The organism is Ottowia beijingensis, assembly GCF_013423955.1.
Classification (GTDB): domain Bacteria; phylum Pseudomonadota; class Gammaproteobacteria; order Burkholderiales; family Burkholderiaceae_C; genus Ottowia; species Ottowia beijingensis.
The window spans coordinates 1,225,503-1,242,768 of the sequence record NZ_JACCKX010000001.1; the positions used below are offsets into that span (position 1 = coordinate 1,225,503).

Below are 17,266 nucleotides of genomic sequence, written 5' to 3' on the forward strand. Positions count from 1 at the left end.
CTCAACGCGGCAGGTCGCTTGAACCCATCAGGAACTCATCCACCGCACGCGCGGCCTGGCGGCCCTTCCCTGCACGCGGTCAGCGTGCAGGTTGTCACGCCGCCCGCCGGGCGATCAGGAGGGCCGCGCCCCGACGCCTCAACGCGGCAGGTCGCTCGATCCCATCAGGAACTCATCGACGGCGCGTGCTGCCTGGCGGCCTTCCTGATCGCCCACACGACCAGCGACTGCCCACGCCGCATGTCGCCGGCCGCGAACACCTTCTTCACGTTGGTGGCGTAGCCGCCGGCGGCCTCGGTCGTGGCCTTGGCGTTGCCGCGCGCGTCCTTGTCGACGCCGAAGGCTTCGAGCACGCTGGCGACCGGGTTGGTGAAGCCCATGGCCAGCAGCACCAGGTCGGCCGGCCATTCCTTCTCGGTGCCGGGCACTTCGGTCAGCTTGCCGTCCTTGAACTGGACCTGCGCGGTGCGGAGCGCCTTGACCTTGCCACTCTTGCCATCTTTTCCATCGCCGACGAACTCCTTGGTGGAAATGGCGAACTCGCGCGCCGCGCCCTCCTCGTGGCTCGACGAGGTGCGCAGCTTGATCGGCCAGTAGGGCCACACCAGCGGCTTGTTCTCGTGCTCGGGTGGCATGGGCATGACCTCGAACTGCGTCACGCTCTTGGCGCCGTGGCGGTTGCTGGTGCCCACGCAGTCGCTGCCGGTGTCGCCGCCGCCGATGACGATGACGTGCTTGCCCTTGGCGTTGATGGCGTCCTTCAGCTTGTCGCCGGCGTTGGCGCGGTTCTGCTGCAGCAACAGCTCCATGGCGAAGTGCACGCCGTCCAGCTCGCGCCCCGGTACCGGCAGGTCGCGCGACTGCTCGGCGCCGCCGGTCAGCAGCACGGCGTCGAAGTCCTGCATCAGCTGCGCAGCCGACACGGTTTCCTTGGCCAGGTTGGTGACCTTGGCGCCGGGGCCTTCGCCCGGCATGCCGCCCACCAGCACGCCGGTGCGGAAGGTCACGCCCTCGGCCTCCATCTGCGCCACGCGCTTGTCGATGTGCGCCTTGTCGAGCTTGAAGTCGGGGATGCCGTAGCGCAGCAGGCCGCCGATGCGGTCGTTCTTCTCGAACAGGGTCACGGCGTGGCCGGCGCGCGCCAGCTGCTGCGCTGCCGCCAGGCCGGCCGGGCCGGCGCCGACCACGGCGACTTTCTTGCCGGTCTTACGCAGCGCCGGGCGCGGCACCACCCAGCCCTCGGCCCAGGCGCGGTCGATGATGGCGTGCTCGATCGACTTGATGCCCACCGGGTCGTTGTTGATGTTCAGCACGCAGGCCGCCTCGCACGGCGCCGGGCAGATGCGGCCGGTGAACTCGGGGAAGTTGTTGGTCGAGTCAAGCACCGCGAAGGCGTTCTTCCAGTCGCCCCGGTACACCAGGTCATTGAAGTCCGGAATGATGTTGTTGACCGGGCAGCCGTGGTTGCAGAACGGCGTGCCGCAGTCCATGCAGCGCGCGCCCTGTTGCCGGGCCTGCGCGTCATCGAGGGTGATGACGAATTCCTTGTAGTGCTTCACGCGCTCGGCCACGGGCGCGTAGCCCTCGTCGATGCGCTCGAATTCCATGAAGCCGGTGACTTTTCCCATGATGTTTCTCTCTTCAATGTTCTTTCAGCCCGCGACCACGCGCGGCTCGCAGCGCACGTCGGTCTTGACGGAGTTGGCGATGAAGCATTCCTCGTGCGCTTCGTGGTGCATGGCGGCGATGTCGCCCGCGTTCGGCAGGCGCTCGCCCGAGAACCACACGGCCGGCCGCAGCGTGACCACGGTCATCGCCATGCGGCGCTCGGCGTTGCGCGCCATCACGCCCTCGGCGGCGTCCTCGTAGCGGTCGACGCAGAAACCGCGCTGGGCCGCGATGGACAGGAACCACAGCATGTGGCAGCTGGCCAGGGCGGCGACAAAGGCCTCCTCGGGGTCGACCGCCGACGCGTCCGACCACGGCAGCGGCACCACGTGTGGCGACGAGGAGCCGGGCAGTTCCACCCCCATCGAAGCGGATCAGGTGGCGGCGGCTGTAGCGGTTGGACAGGAAATCCTGCCCCTCTCGCTCCCACGTCAGTTCAGCGTTGTAGCTTGCCATCGCGCACCCTCACTTTGCCGGGGTTGCTTCTTTTTGGTAGCTTTCAGCGCTTTTCCAGCCTGCGCTGCAGCCTGTTTTCGCGCATGAATCTCGCCCAGCGCGCGCTTGTACTCGGTGGGGAACACCTTCACGAACTTGTCGCGCGCGGTGGCCCACTGGTCGAGCAGTTCGCGGGCGCGGCGGCTGCCGGTCCAGCGCAGGTGGTCGTCGAGCAACTGCTTCAGTTGCTCCTCGTCGGTCTGGCCACGGTGCCAGATGCCGGCGTCGACATTCGCCTTCTGCTCGGCGGCGGGCAGCACTTTCTCCAGCGTGACCATCGACAGGTTGCAGCGCTTGGCGAACTGGCCATCCTCGTCGTAGACGTAGGCCACGCCGCCCGACATGCCGGCGGCGAAGTTGCGGCCCGTCTTGCCCAGCACCACCACGGTGCCGCCCGTCATGTATTCGCAGCCGTGGTCGCCCGTGCCCTCTACGACCGCCGTGGCGCCCGACAGGCGCACGCCGAAGCGCTCGCCCGCCACGCCGCTGAAGAACGCCTCGCCCGTGGTGGCGCCGTACATCACGGTGTTGCCAACGATGATGTTGTCGTGCGCGTTGCCGCGGAAATCCAGGCTGGGGCGGATGGCGATGCGCCCGCCCGACAGGCCCTTGCCGGTGTAGTCGTTCGCATCGCCGATCAGCTGCAGCGTGATGCCCTTGCACAGGAAGGCGCCGAACGACTGGCCGCCCGTGCCCTCGAGCTGAATGCGGATGGTGTCGTCGGGCAGGCCTTCGGGGTGCACCTTGGTCACCGCGCCCGACAGCATGGCGCCGACCGAGCGGTTGACGTTGCGCGCCGTGTCCATGATCTTGACAGCCTCGCCCTGGTCGATGGCGGGGCGGGACTTCTCGATCAGGCGGTTGTCGAGCGATTTCTCCAACCCGTGGTCCTGCGTGGCGACGTGGAAGCGCGGCACATCGGCCGGCACGTCCGGCTGCGCGAACAGGCGGCTGAAGTCCAGGCCCCTGGCCTTCCAGTGCGCGATGCCCTGCTTCATGTCGAGCAGGTCGCTGCGGCCGATCAGGTCGTCGAACTTGCGGATGCCCAATTGCGCCATGATCTGGCGCACCTCTTCAGCGACGAAGAAGAAGTAGTTGACCACGTGTTCGGGCTTGCCGGTGAACTTGGCGCGCAGCACCGGATCCTGCGTGGCCACGCCGACCGGGCAGGTGTTGAGGTGGCACTTGCGCATCATGATGCAGCCTTCGACCACCAGCGGCGCGGTGGCGAAGCCGAATTCGTCGGCGCCCAGCAGCGCGCCGATGGCGACGTCGCGGCCGGTCTTCATCTGGCCGTCGGCCTGCACGCGGATGCGGCCACGCAGGCGGTTCAGCACCAGCGTCTGCTGCGTTTCGGCCAGGCCGATTTCCCACGGCGAGCCGGCGTGCTTGATCGACGACCAAGGCGACGCGCCCGTGCCGCCGTCGTGCCCGGCGATCACCACGTGGTCGCTCTTGCACTTGGCCACGCCGGCGGCGATGGTGCCGACCCCGACCTCGGACACCAGCTTGACGCTGATGTCGCTGTGCGGCGCCACGTTCTTCAGGTCGTGGATCAGCTGCGCCAGGTCCTCGATCGAATAGATGTCGTGGTGCGGCGGCGGGCTGATGAGCCCCACGCCCGGCACGCTGTGGCGCAGGCGTCCGATGTAGTCGCTGACCTTGCCACCCGGCAGCTGGCCGCCCTCGCCGGGCTTGGCGCCTTGCGCCATCTTGATCTGGATCTGGTCGGCGCTGGCCAGGTATTCGGCCGTGACGCCGAAGCGGCCCGAGGCCACCTGCTTGATGCGGCTGCGCAGGCTGTCGCCTTCGGCCAGCGGCAGGTCGACCTCGACCACGTCCTCGCCGATCACCGACGCCAGCGTGGCGCCCTGCTTGATCGGGATGCCCTTCAGTTCCTGCCGATAGCGCGCCGCGTCCTCGCCGCCCTCGCCGGTGTTGCTCTTGCCGCCGATGCGGTTCATGGCGACGGCCAGCGTAGCGTGGGCTTCCGTTGAAATGGAGCCGAGCGACATGGCGCCGGTGGCGAAGCGCTTGACGATTTCCTTGGCCGGCTCTACCTCGTCGACCGGAATCGCCTTGGCCGGGTCGACCTTGAACTCGAACAGGCCGCGCAGCGTCATGTGGCGCTTGCTCTGGTCGTTGATGAGCTGGGCGTATTCCTTGTAGGTGCTCCAGTTGTTGGCGCGCGTGCTGTGCTGCAGCTTGGCGATGGCGTCGGGGCTCCACATGTGCTCTTCGCCGCGGGTGCGCCAGGCGTATTCGCCACCGGCGTCGAGCATGTCGGTCATGATCGGATCGCTGCCGAAGGCACCGCGGTGGCGGCGCAGGGCTTCTTCGGCAATCTCGAACACGCCGATGCCCTCGACCCGGCTGGCGGTGCCGGTGAAGTACTTCTGCACCGTGGCGCTGTTGATGCCGATGGCCTCGAACAGCTGGGCGCCGCAGTAGCTCATGTAGGTGCTCACGCCCATCTTGGACATGATCTTCGACAGGCCCTTGCCGATCGCCTTGACGTAGTTGTAGATCGCCTTCTCGGCGCTCAGATCGCCCGGCAGATCCTTGTGGATGGCGGCCAGCGTCTCCATGGCCAGCCAGGGATGCACGGCCTCGGCGCCATAGCCCGCCAGCACGGCGAAGTGGTGCACTTCGCGTGCGCTGCCCGTTTCCACCACCAGGCCGGCGGCGGTGCGCAGGCCCTCGCGGATCAGGTGCTGGTGGATGGCCGACAGCGCCAGCAGCGCCGGAATGGCCACACGCTCCGGCCCCACGGCCTTGTCGCTGATGATGAGGATGTTGTGGCCGCTCTTGATGGCATCCACCGCGTGCGCGCACAGGCTGGCCAGGCGCGCTTCCACGCCCTCGGGGCCCCAGCCCAGCGGGTAGGTGATGTCGAGCACGCTGCTTTCGAACTTGCCCTGCGTGTGCCGGCCGATGTTGCGCAGCTTGACCATGTCGGCCGCATCCAGAATCGGCTGGCTCACTTCCAGCCGCATCGGCGGGTTGACCTGGTTGATGTCCAGCAGGTTGGGCTTGGGGCCGATGAAGCTGACCAGGCTCATCACGATGGCCTCGCGGATCGGGTCGATCGGCGGGTTGGTGACCTGCGCGAACAGCTGCTTGAAGTAGTTGTACAGCGGCTTGTTCTTGTCGGACAGCACGGCCAGCGGGCTGTCGTTGCCCATCGAGCCGATGCCCTCTTCGCCATTCACGGCCATCGGGCTCATCAGGAACTTGATGTCCTCCTGCGTGTAGCCGAAAGCCTGCTGCAGATCGAGCATGGCGGGCGGCGTGCTTTCGACGCCGGAGGACTGCGGCTCGGTGTCGGCGATCGGCAGCTCCTCGGCATCGAGGCCCGCCACGGGCTTGACCACGTCGTCGAGGCGGATGCGCAGGTCCTCGATCCAGCGCTTGTAGGGCTTGGCGTTGGCCAGGCTGGCCTTGACCTCCTCGTCGTCGATCATGCGGCCCTGCTCCAGGTCGATCAGGAACATCTTGCCGGGCTGCAGGCGCCATTTCTTGACGATCTTGTGCTCGGGCACCGGCAGCACGCCGGATTCGGAGCCCATGATGACGATGTCGTCATCGGTCACGCAGTAGCGCGCCGGGCGCAGGCCGTTGCGGTCGAGCGTGGCGCCGATCTGACGGCCATCGGTGAACACGATGGAAGCCGGGCCGTCCCAGGGCTCCAGCATCGACGCGTGGTATTCGTAGAACGCGCGGCGGCGCTCGTCCATCGTGGTGTGCTGCTCCCACGGCTCGGGAATCATCATCATTGCCGCCTGTGCCAGCGGGTAGCCGGCCATGGTGAGCAGTTCGATGCAGTTGTCGAAGGTGGCGGTGTCGGACTGGTCGGGAAGCTGATGGGATACAGCTTCTTCAGGTCGGCCCCCAGCACCGGAGAGGACATCACGCCCTCGCGCGCCCGCATCCAGTTGTAGTTGCCCTTGACGGTGTTGATCTCGCCGTTGTGCGCGACGTAGCGGTACGGGTGGGCCAGTGGCCACTCGGGGAAGGTGTTGGTGGAAAAGCGCTGGTGCACCAGGCCCAGCGCGGAAACGCAGCGCTCGTCCTTGAGGTCGAGGTAGTACTCGCCCACCTGGTCAGCCAGCAGCAGGCCCTTGTAGATGACGGTGCGCGAGCTCATGCTCGGCACGTAGTACTCCTTGCTGTGCTTGAGCTTCAGCGCCTGGATGTGCGCGCTGGCGGTTTTGCGAATCACGTACAGCTTGCGCTCCAGCGAATCCTGCACGATCACGTCGTGGCCGCGGCCGATGAACACCTGGCGGATGACCGGCTCCTTGGCGCGCACGGTGGGCGACATCGGCATGTCGCGGTTCACCGGCACATCGCGCCATCCCAGCAGCACCTGGCCTTCGGCCTTGATGGCGCGCTCCAGTTCTTCCTCGCACGCTAGGCGGCTGGCATGTTCCTTGGGCAGGAAGATCATGCCGACGCCGTATTCGCCGGGCGGCGGCAGCTTGACGCCCTGTTTGGCCATCTCCGCGCGGTACAGCGCGTCGGGCATCTGGATCAGGATGCCGGCGCCGTCGCCCATCAGCGCATCGGCCCCCACGGCGCCACGGTGGTCGAGGTTCTCGAGGATCTTCAGCGCGTTGGTGATGATGGCGTGGCTCTTCTCGCCCTTCAGGTGCGCCACGAAGCCCACGCCGCAGGCGTCGTGCTCCTGGGCCGGGTCGTACAGGCCTTGTTGTTGCAACTGCTGTTGTTCGGCACGCGTGCTCATCGCTCTATTCCATCCATCAGATCAATTCCGGAAGCGCGAGCATAGTGCACTGCAACATCGTCGCCAAGTTTTTAATTGGGGTCAGATCAAAATTAAATTGCCAGATTGAATGAATCAGAATAATAAGGGACATATCAAATAACGTAGCGCCAAGTGAAACACTGACGAGCCTCAATGCCCCGTTTGAATCAGTTTTCCGCCGGCTTGGGCGGCCGCCCTGCGGCGGCACGCGCGACCCGGCGTTCGGTGCGGCGCTGCAGCTCGGCGATGAAATCCGCCCCGCCCAACGCCCAGCCGCTGTGGGCAGCGCGCGTCAATGCGGTCATCTGGTCCGGGTTCAGGCCGGCGCCCACCATCTCGGCATAGGCGCGCTCGCGCGCGAACGGCGTGTTGCCCAGTTGCCAGTACAGCGGATGGGGCGTGATGAGCGGGTCCGTCCGCAGGCCGATGTGGTGCCCATGACTCGACCAGGGATAGTCCTGCGGCCGCGCCACCATGCCGGCGCGCACGGGGTTCAGGTCGATGTAGGCCATGCAGGCCAGCAGATGGCGCTCGGCCTCAATCACGGTGCTGCGGTAGCGCCCTTCCCACATCGTGCCGCTGCGGCCATGCCGGCGGTTGAACCAGCGCACGTAGCCGCGACCCACGCCCTGCATCATCAAGGGCAGGCTGTCGCCGGCCTCGGGCGTGACCAGCAGGTGCAGGTGGTTGCTCATCAGCACATAGGCGTGCACCGCCACCCCATGTGCGCGGGCGTGCTCGGCCAGGTCGTCCAGCAGGCGCTGGCGGTCGGCGTCGTCGACCACGATGGGCTGCCGGTTGTTGCCACGCTGGATGACGTGGTGCGGGTAGCCGGGAACCGTGAGGCGGGGCAGGCGGGACATGGCAAATCTTAAGCCAGCCTCGGTTTGTCGCGCGCTTTCATGCGCAGACCCGTGTTTTCCCGCATACCCCACACCGTCTGGCCCAGCGTGACAAAGTTGTGAGGCGCATCGCCCGCAAGCCGGTAGAGTCGGCGCCACTTGCTTTCAGCATCCCTTGAACCATCCGCGCGCCGTTGCGGCCGCGCCTGGGAGAACTCGACATGAAGAAACTGTGGTATTGGGCCGCGTCGGCCCTGCTGGCGCTGCCCCTGCACATGGCCCATGCGCAGGACGTGGTGGTGGCGCACGTGGGCCCCATGTCCGGGCCGCTGGCGGGCAACGGCATCGCCAACTACGAAGGGGCCAAGGCCTACTTCGACCAGGTCAACGCCCAGGGCGGCATCAACGGCCAGAAGGTCCGCCTGGTGCGCGAGGACGACCAGTACAAGGCCGACGAAACCATCCGCCTGGTGCAGGAGGTGGCCAAGCGCGACCGCCCCGTGGCCTTCATCAACCTGCTGGGTTCGGCCAACGTCACGGCGATGTTCAAGGACAAGACGTTCGACAAGGTCGCCACGCCCTTCGTCGGCATCACCCCCGGCGCCGAGGCGCTGCGCAACCCCGGCAGCCCCTGGATGTTCCACGTGCAGGCCGGTGACCGCGCGCAGCTGCGCCGCGTGCTGACGCACCTGTCCACCATTGGGCTGAACAAGATCGCCGTGGTGTACCAGGACATCCCCTTCGGCAAGTCGGGCCTGGGCTTCGTCGACGAGATGGCGCCGGGCCTGAAGGTGGAGATTGCGGCGCGCATTGCCGCGCCCTCCGCGTCGGAGGACTTCAAGGCCGTGGCGCAGCAGCTCAAGGCCGCCAACGCCAAGACCTACCTGATGATCCTGACGCCCAACAGCGGCGCGGCCATGGTGCGCGACCTGCGCGCCGCGGGCGACCGCACGCCGATCTACAGCATGTCCTACGTACCGGCCAGCGCCATTCTGGAGAAGGCGCCGCTGAAGGACGCAGTGGGCATCGCGCTGGCGCAGGTCACGCCCAACCCCGACGTGCCGCACACCCCGCTGAGCCGCGACTTCCGCGCCGCGATGGACAAGTTCCTGCCCGAGGTGAAGGCGCGCTCGTCGATGCAGATGATCGGCTACGTCAACGCCCGCATCGCCGGCGAGGCCATCCGCCGCGCCGGCCCCAACCCCACGCCCGACAAGGTGGCCGCCGCGCTGCGCCAGCTGCGCGTCGATCTGGGCGGCTACCTGGTCGACTTCCCGGCCAACGGCAAGAACGTCGGTGCCGAGTTCGTCGACATCGGCGTGGTCGACAGCCGCGGCAAGCTGATGTATTGATCTGAGTGCAACCCTGCACCGGCCTGCGGCCGGCCAGGGCGCCCACGGGCCACAGCCGCGTGACGAAAGTCACGCCCGGTGGCCGCTGTCATGCGGCCCCGCACCCAGGCATGGAACAGTCGCGCCGACCCGTTCATTCATCGACCGAGGGAGGCGCTCATGAACACGCAGGACATCTGGAACTTCATCACCACGCAGGGCGTGGATTTCGGCATCAAGCTGCTGACGGCCATCGTCGCCTGGATCGTCGGCCGCTGGCTGATCAACCTGGCCGTGGGCCTGATCGGCAAGGCCTTCGAGCGCGGCGGCAAGATCGACGCCACGCTGGCCAACTACCTGAAGTCGATCATCGCCATCGTGCTGAACATCGTCCTGATCCTGGCGATCCTGGACATCTTCGGCGTGCGCACCACCTCGTTCGCGGCGCTGCTGGCCGGCGCGGGCCTGGCCATCGGCGCGGCCTGGAGCGGCATGCTGGGCAACTTCGCCGCCGGCGTGTTCATGCAGGTGCTGCGCCCCTACAAGGTGGGCGACTTCATCCAGGCCGGCGGCGTGACCGGCACGGTGAAGGAGCTGGGCCTGTTCGGCACCACCATCGTCACCATGGACAACGTGACCACCATCGTCGGCAACGGCAAGGTGTTCGGCGACAACATCCAGAACTACAGCGCCCTGCCCGTGCGCCGCGTGGACTGCGTGGCCAAGGTGGCCAACAGCGTGAACCCGATGGACGCCATCGCGCGGCTGCGCCCCGTCATTGCCGCCATCCCCAACGTGGCGCAAGACCCGGCACCCGACATCGAGATCCTCGAGTTCACGCCCGAAGGCCCCAAGCTGTGCGTGCGCCCCTACACGCACACCGACCACTACTGGCAGGTCTATTTCGACACCCACAAGGCCATCGTCGAAACCTTCGGTGCCGCCGGCTACCCGGTGCCCGAATTGCCGGTGGCGCACCGCACGGTGACGTCGGCCTGAGCGGGCGGGGCCGGCTGCGGCGCCGAAAGCTGGCCCGTCAGCGCAGGCACGTCACGTTCTCGATGGGGAGTATGTGACTCCAGCGCTTACCCAATAAGCGCTACCGTGGTGCATACAAGGGAGTATCTGATCCCTTCGGCTGTAGGAGCGGGCTTGCCCGCGATGAAGCGCCACAGTGCGCGGGCCGCCGCCATCGCGGGCAAGCCCGCTCCCACGCAGCCGCCACTCCTCGTCACGGCCGGGGCATTCATGGGGAGTATCGTCTTCCAGATCCCTACAGTTGGGCGCCAGCGGCATGATTACCAGGGAGTATCCACGGCACCCAGCCCTGGCAACCCGCTCTGACCACGACCGGCCCACCCCGCTGCCCGCGCCCACGGCCGAAGATTCAAGCCGGATCAAGCTCCGGCACCAGCAGCGCCCGATTCCGCAGCGCCCGGCCGCAGCCTCGTCCCTGCCACCGGCACGACACCCCCGCGCGCAGGCCGCTCCCATAATCGGCCCATGCCCCGCCCCAGCCAACTCCTGCATCCGCAGCGCGATCCCGCGCCGCTGCGCCCGCCGCCACCGTGCTGCTGCTGCGCGACACGCCCGCCGGCATCGAGGTGCTGATGACGCGCCGCTCGCTCACCGCCAGCTTCGCGCCCGGCGCCTACGTGTTCCCCGGCGGCGGCATCGACGCGGCCGACGCTGCCGCACACGCCCACGCCACGCGCCGCCCCACGCAAAGCGACGAACACCTGACGCAGGCCATCGCCGCCATCCGCGAGAGCTTCGAGGAACTGGGCGTGCTGCTGGCGCGCCATGCCGACGGCACGGCGGCCACGGCCGACGACATCGCCGCGCTCGACCGCCACGCGCCCTTCGTGCCGCAGTGCAGCGCGCGCGGCCTCACGCTGGCCGCCGCCGACGTGTACGTGCTGGCGCACTGGATCACCGACCGTGACCTGCCGCGCCGCTTCGACGTGCCCTTCCTCGTCGCCCGCATGCCCGAGGGCCAGACACCCGTGGCCGACGAGGCCGAGCAGTTCGAGCCCGTGTGGGTGCGCCCCGCCGATGCGCTGACGCGACACGAAGCGGGCCAGTTCTTCATCATCTACCCCACCATCCGCACCCTGCAGCGCCTGACCGTGCACCCCACCGTGGACGCGGTGCTGGCCGCCTGCGCCGGCGAGCACCCGCTGTGGACCAGTTGCCCGCGAGCCGGCTGGCTGGCCGGCAAGGAAGCGCGCTACATGGAGCACGAGCCGCCCTTTGGCGAGCTGGAGCTGGTCAGCCCCGACGGGCAACTGCTGCACCAGCTCGACTGGCAGACCGACCAGCCCGTGCCGCTGCTGAAGAACGTGCAGCGCCTCACCGCGCCCAACCCCGGCTTCATGACCGGCCCCGGCACCAACAGCTACCTGGTGGGCGACCCGCGCACCGGCTACATCGCCATCGACCCCGGCCCGGCCGATGCGGCGCACATCGAGCGGCTGTGGCGCGCCGCCGGCGGCAACATCAAACTCATCGTCTGCACCCATTCGCACGCCGACCATTCGCCCGGCGCCAAGCCGCTGCAGGCGCTGTGCAACGGCACGCCGCCGCCCATCCTGGGCCTGCCCTCGCAGCCCACGGCCCGCGCCAACAGCGCCTTCACGCCTGATCGTTTGCTACAGGATGGAGAGCGACTCACGCTGACTGGCAAAGGCCCAGAGGGCGAAATCACCCACACCCTGCGCGCCATCCACACGCCCGGCCACGCCGCCAACCACCTGTGCCTGCTGCTCGAGGAAGATGGCCTGCTGTTCAGCGGCGACCACATCCTGAACGGCAGCACCACCGTCATCGACCCGCCCGATGGCGAGATGACGGCCTACCTGGATTCGCTCGACAAGCTCGACGCCGCCTGCGCCGCGCACGACGCGCGCTTCATCCTGCCCGCCCACGGCCACGTGCTGGGCAGCGCGCGCGACACCATCGCCCACCTGAAAAAGCACCGCCTGGCGCGCGAGGCCAAGGTGCTGGCCGTGATGCAGGCCGACCCCGACGGCACCATGGACGACTGGGTCGCCAAGGCCTACGACGACGTGCCGCCGCGCGTGTGGCCCGTGGCCAAGCGCTCGCTGCTGGCGCATGTGGAGCGCATCCAGGCCATGCAGCCGGGGAACGACTGAGGCCCCCAGCACCCATGCAGGAGCGGCGGAAGCCGCGAATAGGCGAGCCTGAGGCCAGGAGAACTCGATTCGCGGCTTCTGCCGCTCCTACACGCCTTGGCGCCGTTTGTTCGTATCACGTCCGCAGTGGCCGGAACACCGTCGCGTCGTCGTAGAACGCCGCGTCTTCATTCGCCGCCCACCAGCCGGGCACGCCCAGCAGCGGCAGCGGCGCGAACGGCTTGGGCACCAGGCGCTCGGCGCTCAGCCAACTGGCCAGCCAGGCATCCGCCTCTTCTATCGTTTCGATAGCTGTCGGCGCTTGCATGACGTGCGCCGTGATCGATTTGTACGGTGACACCAGCTTCTCCAGCGCCGCGTGCCCGAACACCCACAGCCGTGCCTCGGCCCACAGCGGGCGCAGCGGCCCGAACAGCACGGCCCAGCGGCGCGCGCGCAGCGCCGCCCACAGCGCCTCGGGCGCGGCCAGCAGCGCACCGTTCTCGTCGAACACCGTCACCGCGTCGCGCACCGGCCCGCGCGTGGCGCGCACGCCATCGCGCGCGATCTCGGCGTGCTGCAATTCGTTCAGGCGCTGCTTGGCGCGCGAAAACGCGCACCAGATCAGGCCGTTGAAGAAGTCGTGCAGGTTGTCGCGCGTGGGCACGGCACGCTGCGCAAAGATGAACTGCTCGTAGGCCACGCCCTCGGGCAGCGCGTGCTGCGGCACGAAGCGCACCGGAGCGGCGCCCAGCGCGTTCAGCACATCGGCCGCCGACGCGCCCGCGCGCCAGACGGCCTCGGCCGGCTCGCCCCAGCGGCGCGTGGACGCGTTCCACGGCCGCGCCCAGTCGATGGCGGGCTCAACCACCGCGCCGGGCGGCGCGCTTGTCGCGCACCGCCACGCGCGAGGTGCCCTCGTCGCGGAACTCGAACGCATCCACGGCCCCCAGCAGCTTGCTGAGCGTGGCGTAGCCGTAGTTGCGCGGGTCGAAGCTGGCCTTGTTGCTGATCTGCGTACCGACCTCGCCCACGCGCGCCCAGCCCGCTTCGTCCTGCACCGCATGCACGGCGTCGCGCAGCAGGTTCATCAGCGCCGTGTCCTGCCGCAGTTGCGAGGTCGGCACGCGCACGCGGTGCGCCGCCGGTGCGGGTGCGGACGCGGGTGCGCCCGCACCGTCGGGCTTCGGTTTGCCTTCGGCCGCGGCGGTGGGCAGCCCCGCCCTGTCGCCCTCGGCTTCGGCGTGCGCCTCGGCCAGTGCCTCCAGGTACAGGAAACGCGAGCACGCGTTGACGAACGGCTTGGGCGTCTGCGCCGCGCCGAAGCCGTACACGGCCGCGCCCTTGGCGCGCAAGTGCATCACGAGCGGCGTGAAGTCGGCGTCGGACGAAACGATGCCGAACGCATCGGGCCGCTCGGTGTAGAGCAACTCCATCGCATCCACCGTCATCGCCATATCGCTGGCGTTCTTGCGCTTGGAATAGTCGAACTGCTGCATCGGCCGGATGGCGAACTCCAGCAACCGCTCCTGCCAGCCGTTCAGCCCCGACTTGGTCCAGTTGCCATACGCGCGGCGGATGTTGATCACGCCCAGCGTCGACAGCTCGGTCAGGATCTCGTCGATCAGATCGGCCGGCGCGTTGTCGGCGTCGATGAGGAGGGCGATGCGGGGTTGGGTGTTCGGGTTGGCGCTCATGACAGGCAGTTCAGACGGTAGGTCGGAACCGCCGCAGGCGATTCCGACGCATGGCGTCAATCATCGTAAGCCATGTCGATGTCGCCACCGGCGGCCCAATTCCGGGTGTAATGCCTCTTCTCCACATGCTGCAGAAAACTGGAATGCGGCCAGTTTGCCGGCGCAGCACACCAGCCATGCTTGACGGGGTTGAAGTGGATGTAGTCCATGTGCCGTGCCAAGTCTTCTTGGTCTCGAATCTGATGCTCCCAGAACCGCCGCTGCCAGATGCCGCGCTCACCTTTGGCCAAGCGCACCGGCGAGCGGTACTCGGTGGCGGGCAATCCTTTCGAGAAAGCGGTCTTGATGCGCCGCCTGCGGGTAGAAAAATCCGCATCGTCCGCAGGCAGTCGCCACAACCAGTGCATGTGCTCCGGCAGCACGACCCAGGCCAAAATCTGGAACGGTCGGCGGGCCTTTTCCTCCGCCACGCATTGCCGAAGCCGGTCGATGTGCCGCACCAGCAAATCGTTCCCCTGTCGTTGCAGCAGGTTCACGGTGAAGAACCACGTCGCGCCCGGCGTCTTGGAACGAATGTAGTTGGGCATCGCGCCATCGTATGGCGGCACCGCCGCAGGCGATTCCGCCATCCGGGTTGATGTGTCGCCGTGCGTCGGAATCGCCTGCGGCGGTTCCGACCTACGCGCCTACATCAGCTTCCAATGGACAAGCTCGCCACCCCTCAACGGCTTCACCACCGCCTCGCCAAACGCCACTTCGTCGGGAATCGTCCACGTTTCTTTCCGCAGCGTGACGCGCCCGCTGTTCCTCGGCAAACCGTAGAAATCGGCCCCGAAGAACGACGCGAAGCCCTCCAGCTTGTCCAGCGCGCCCGCGGCCTCGAAGGCTTCGGCGTACAGCTCCAGCGCCGTCAGCGCGGTGTAGCAGCCGGCGCAGCCGCACGGGTGTTCCTTCAGGTGTGCGGGGTGCGGCGCCGAGTCGGTGCCGAGGAAGAACTTGGGGCTGCCGCTGGTGGCGGCCTGCACCAGCGCCTGGCGGTGCACTTCGCGCTTGAGCACGGGCAGGCAGTAGTAGTGCGGGCGGATGCCGCCGAGGAAGATGGCGTTACGGTTGTAGAGCAGGTGGTGCGCGGTGATGGTGGCCGCCGTGTGCGCGTCGGCATCCGCCACGTACTGCGCGGCCTCCTTCGTGGTGATGTGCTCGAACACGACCTTCAGTTCCGGGAAGTCCTTGCGCAGCGGCGTCATCACGCGGTCGATGAACACGGCCTCGCGGTCGAACAGATCGATGTCGGGGTCTGTCACCTCGCCGTGCACCAGCAGCTTCAGGCCGGCGCGCTGCATGGCTTCCAGCGTCTTGTAGGTCTTGCGGATGTCGGTGACACCGGCGTCGCTGTTGGTGGTGGCGCCGGCGGGGTAAAGCTTGAGGGCGACGATACCGGCCTCGGCCGCGCGGGCGATTTCATCCGGCGGCGTGACGTCGGTCAGGTACAGCGTCATCAAGGGCTCAAACGCCATTGCTGCAGGCACCGCCTGCGCAATGCGCTCTTTATACGATAGCGCCTGCACCGTGGTGGTGACCGGCGGGCGCAGGTTCGGCATGATGATGGCGCGGCCGAACTGGGCGGCCGTGTGCGGCACCACCGAGGCCAGCGCAGCGCCGTCGCGCACATGCAGATGCCAGTCGTCGGGGCGGGTGATGGTGAGGGTTTCGGAGGCAGAAGCGGTCATGCACCAATTGTCCCACCGGTGCCTCCACCAACAGAAAAGGCCATCGCTGCAGGACGATGGCCTTTCTTGTGTTCGCGTGGCCGCGGAGCAGGCCCTCCTGGAACGCCGTGGCCGGACCTGAGCCGGCCACCAGCGTTGTCCCTCTCAGGGGAAGGCGCGCCAGCGCCACAGGGGAGGGTCAGTTTCTCCAGGCGCCCGGCGTCCACACCCAGGTGTTGCTGGAGGTGTTGTAGGCCCAGTAGCCCGGCACCCAGTACGCCGTGGCATGGGGCGCATTGCCCATGGTCTCGGCCTGCGGGGCCGGGATGGCGGGTGCCGCACCCTGGATCCAGCGGCCCGGCTGCCACACCCAGCGCACGCCGTCCCAGGCCCAGTAGCCGGTCAGCCAGCTGTAGCCCGCGCCGGGCGACACGCCGCGCTGCTCGTTGATGGGGCCGGGCATGGTGCGCACGTTGGCCGGTGCGGCGGCCACGGGCTGCTGCACCACCACGGCGGGCGCGGTGGGGCGCTCGACGACGACTTCGCGCGTGCGGGTCACGCAGCCGGTCAGCGCGGCCAGGGTGACGATGGCGCCCAGGGCGGCAACGCCTTTGACGGACACGGGTTGGTTGCTCTTCAACATTTTTCGCTCCTTGTCTTGGATGGCGCGGCCGCCGAAAAAGCGAAGCCGCTGAAGCGATATTGAAAGCGCCGGCTGCACCGCCGTTGCGGGCAGCCTTCCTTGCGCCGTGAAGGACGGCACCTTCACGCCACGTAGCACAACAGGCCGGCACGCCGACCGATGTGAGCGATTGCTTACGGCTCCGCGCAAGGCCGCTCGGCACAGCGCGGCTTTGACAACCTCAGGCCGTGTAGTCGCCGCTGGCCTCGGGCTGGAACTCGATGGCGCGCACTTCCAGCGCCCCTCCTTGCCGTCGATGCCGCGCCAGCGCGCCACCTCGCCGGCGCGCAGGCCCAGCAGCGCCGTGCCCAGGGGCGACAGCACCGAGATCATGCCCTGCGCGGCATCGGCGTCGGCCGGGTAGACCAGGGTCACGCTGCGCTCGGCACCGCCCGCCGCGTCGGCCACGCGCAGCTTGGAATACATGGTGACGATGTCGCCGGCGATCTCCTGCGGGCGCACCACCTCGGCAGCGTCGATCAGGTCCGACAGTTCCTCGGCCTGCGCCGCGGCGGCGGCGTCGGCCGACTGGCGGCGCAGCATGTTGAAGATGCGCACGTGGTCCAGGTCGGTGATGGTGCGGTTGAAATCGTTGGCGGTCATGGCAGTCTCCTGCGAAAAAGGGGTTGTCTGTGCGGTGCTGGCCGGCGGGCGGGGCAGCCGCCACGGCGTGGAATCAAGCGGATGCGCGGCGCGCCGGTGCGGTGCCCGACGATCCGGGCAGCGCTCAATCAGAGGTCGGGGGATCGTCGGGCTCAGGAGAGTGCGGCCAGCAGGCCGGCACGGCGGGCGTGGTGCGCCCGCGCTGGCGTTCGACGGATCGTGCGCGCGCACGCCGTGGCCCCGGCCGTGGGGGCCGATGTGGCGCGCGACAGGACGCGCGTGGGGCAGGCAGGGATGGCGTGCATGGGCCGGATGATACCGCCCCGGCACCGAAAAG

At 68.1% G+C, this 17,266-nt stretch carries 11 protein-coding genes and 3 pseudogenes; 3 read left to right on the top strand and 11 right to left on the bottom strand.

Annotated elements, in window-relative coordinates:
* Positions 1–138 precede the first annotated feature (138 nt).
* The 5 genes and pseudogenes from H0I39_RS06225 to H0I39_RS06240 all read right to left on the bottom strand — a co-directional run bounded on the left by H0I39_RS06225 (position 139) and on the right by H0I39_RS06240 (position 7,794).
* A pseudogene (locus tag H0I39_RS06225) lies at positions 139–1,628 on the bottom strand (glutamate synthase subunit beta).
* A gap of 24 nt (positions 1,629–1,652) precedes the next feature.
* Positions 1,653–2,124 (bottom strand): annotated as a pseudogene (locus H0I39_RS06230) (OsmC family protein).
* Positions 2,100–5,969, bottom strand: coding sequence for a glutamate synthase-related protein (locus H0I39_RS06235; RefSeq protein ID WP_373368258.1), 3,870 nt, complete (start codon positions 5,967–5,969; stop codon positions 2,100–2,102). The pseudogene H0I39_RS06230 and the gene H0I39_RS06235 overlap by 25 nt, the downstream one beginning before the upstream one ends.
* Positions 5,936–6,910: a hypothetical protein gene (locus H0I39_RS23965; RefSeq protein WP_373368259.1), complete on the bottom strand. Its 975-nt coding sequence runs from the start codon at positions 6,908–6,910 to the stop codon at positions 5,936–5,938. The genes H0I39_RS06235 and H0I39_RS23965 overlap by 34 nt, the downstream gene beginning before the upstream one ends.
* Positions 6,911–7,098: 188 nt before the next feature.
* Positions 7,099–7,794, bottom strand: a complete 696-nt coding sequence (locus H0I39_RS06240; RefSeq protein WP_180549936.1) for an REP-associated tyrosine transposase — start codon at positions 7,792–7,794, stop codon at positions 7,099–7,101.
* A 200-nt stretch (positions 7,795–7,994) separates the two neighbouring features.
* Between H0I39_RS06240 and H0I39_RS06245 the strand changes: the two genes are divergently transcribed.
* The 3 genes and pseudogenes from H0I39_RS06245 (at position 7,995) to H0I39_RS06255 (ending at position 12,259) form a co-directional block, all read left to right on the top strand.
* Positions 7,995–9,125, top strand: coding sequence for an ABC transporter substrate-binding protein (locus tag H0I39_RS06245; RefSeq protein ID WP_180549937.1), 1,131 nt, complete (start codon positions 7,995–7,997; stop codon positions 9,123–9,125).
* A gap of 159 nt (positions 9,126–9,284) precedes the next feature.
* Entirely contained in the window at positions 9,285–10,103 is an 819-nt protein-coding gene (locus H0I39_RS06250) for a mechanosensitive ion channel family protein (protein ID WP_180549938.1), read from the top strand.
* A 504-nt stretch (positions 10,104–10,607) separates the two neighbouring features.
* Positions 10,608–12,259: pseudogene (locus H0I39_RS06255) on the top strand (MBL fold metallo-hydrolase).
* A 115-nt stretch (positions 12,260–12,374) separates the two neighbouring features.
* Here the strand turns inward: H0I39_RS06255 and H0I39_RS06260 are convergent.
* From H0I39_RS06260 to H0I39_RS06285, 6 genes are all read right to left on the bottom strand, one after another.
* Positions 12,375–13,109, bottom strand: coding sequence for a DUF3025 domain-containing protein (locus H0I39_RS06260; protein WP_308645785.1), 735 nt, complete (start codon positions 13,107–13,109; stop codon positions 12,375–12,377).
* On the bottom strand, positions 13,102–13,935 hold the full coding sequence (locus tag H0I39_RS06265) for an NYN domain-containing protein (RefSeq protein ID WP_180549940.1): 834 nt from the start codon (positions 13,933–13,935) through the stop codon (positions 13,102–13,104). Before H0I39_RS06265 ends, H0I39_RS06260 begins: the two co-directional genes overlap by 8 nt.
* A gap of 56 nt (positions 13,936–13,991) precedes the next feature.
* The gene (locus tag H0I39_RS06270; protein ID WP_257645652.1) at positions 13,992–14,564 is read right to left on the bottom strand and encodes an REP-associated tyrosine transposase; all 573 of its coding nucleotides are present in this window, start codon (positions 14,562–14,564) and stop codon (positions 13,992–13,994) included.
* 57 nt (positions 14,565–14,621) lie between these two features.
* The gene (gene pyrC / locus H0I39_RS06275) at positions 14,622–15,665 is read right to left on the bottom strand and encodes a dihydroorotase (RefSeq protein ID WP_180549941.1); all 1,044 of its coding nucleotides are present in this window, start codon (positions 15,663–15,665) and stop codon (positions 14,622–14,624) included.
* A 178-nt stretch (positions 15,666–15,843) separates the two neighbouring features.
* Positions 15,844–16,929, bottom strand: a complete 1,086-nt coding sequence (locus tag H0I39_RS06280; RefSeq protein ID WP_180549942.1) for a GreA/GreB family elongation factor — start codon at positions 16,927–16,929, stop codon at positions 15,844–15,846.
* A gap of 152 nt (positions 16,930–17,081) precedes the next feature.
* On the bottom strand, positions 17,082–17,234 hold the full coding sequence (locus H0I39_RS06285; RefSeq protein WP_180549943.1) for a hypothetical protein: 153 nt from the start codon (positions 17,232–17,234) through the stop codon (positions 17,082–17,084).
* Positions 17,235–17,266 lie beyond the last annotated feature (32 nt).

Bases quoted from the DNA above. Each gene is read 5' to 3' on its own strand.
- H0I39_RS06235 (WP_373368258.1), bottom strand. From the start codon at position 5,969: ATGGCCGGCTACCCGCTGGCACAGGCGGCAATGATGATGATTCCCGAG.
- H0I39_RS23965 (WP_373368259.1), bottom strand. From the start codon at position 6,910: ATGAGCACGCGTGCCGAACAACAGCAGTTGCAACAACAAGGCCTGTAC.
- H0I39_RS06240 (WP_180549936.1), bottom strand. From the start codon at position 7,794: ATGTCCCGCCTGCCCCGCCTCACGGTTCCCGGCTACCCGCACCACGTC.
- H0I39_RS06245 (WP_180549937.1), top strand. From the start codon at position 7,995: ATGAAGAAACTGTGGTATTGGGCCGCGTCGGCCCTGCTGGCGCTGCCC.
- H0I39_RS06250 (WP_180549938.1), top strand. From the start codon at position 9,285: ATGAACACGCAGGACATCTGGAACTTCATCACCACGCAGGGCGTGGAT.
- H0I39_RS06265 (WP_180549940.1), bottom strand. From the start codon at position 13,935: ATGAGCGCCAACCCGAACACCCAACCCCGCATCGCCCTCCTCATCGAC.
- H0I39_RS06270 (WP_257645652.1), bottom strand. From the start codon at position 14,564: ATGGCGGAATCGCCTGCGGCGGTGCCGCCATACGATGGCGCGATGCCC.
- pyrC (WP_180549941.1), bottom strand. From the start codon at position 15,665: ATGACCGCTTCTGCCTCCGAAACCCTCACCATCACCCGCCCCGACGAC.
- H0I39_RS06280 (WP_180549942.1), bottom strand. From the start codon at position 16,929: ATGACCGCCAACGATTTCAACCGCACCATCACCGACCTGGACCACGTG.
- H0I39_RS06285 (WP_180549943.1), bottom strand. From the start codon at position 17,234: ATGCACGCCATCCCTGCCTGCCCCACGCGCGTCCTGTCGCGCGCCACA.